Below are 493 nucleotides of genomic sequence, written 5' to 3' on the forward strand. Positions count from 1 at the left end.
TCTGGCAGTTGGGATTCGACGCCAGTTGGGAACTCGATCTTTGGGGCCGCGCGCGGCGATCGCGCGAAGGCGCCGCGGCCGCCTTCGAGGCCACGGTGTATGAGCGCGAGGCGGCGCGGGTGGCCTTGTCCGCCGAGGTGGCGCGCACCTATCTCCAGTTGCGTAGTACGCAAGCGCAACTGGACATCACCCGGCAGAACCTGGCGGTCGCCGACCGCACCCTGCGCCTGGCCGAAAGCCGTGAGCGCAACGGTGTCGCCACGCGCTTCGAAACCGCTTCGGCGCGCGCGCAGCGGGCAACGGTCGAGGCGCTGGTGCCCGAACTGGTGCAGCGCCGCAACACGCTGATGAATGCCTTGGCACTGCTGCTGGGGGAGCAGCCGCGCGCCCTCGATGCGCAGTTGCTTGAAGCGATGCCCTTGCCTTCGCTTCCTTCCAACGTGCCGGTGGGCTTGCCCTCCGAATTGGCGCACAGGCGGCCGGACATACAGCG

1 protein-coding gene is annotated in these 493 nt (G+C 68.8%); it reads left to right on the forward strand.

Annotated features, from left to right (window positions below; translation table 11 throughout):
* The coding region (locus APY03_RS35280) for a TolC family protein (RefSeq protein WP_198161360.1) at positions 1–493 on the forward strand (493 nt) is incomplete at both ends.

Origin of the sequence: Variovorax sp. WDL1, assembly GCF_001541225.1 — a bacterium.
Classification (GTDB): Bacteria; Pseudomonadota; Gammaproteobacteria; order Burkholderiales; family Burkholderiaceae_C; genus Variovorax.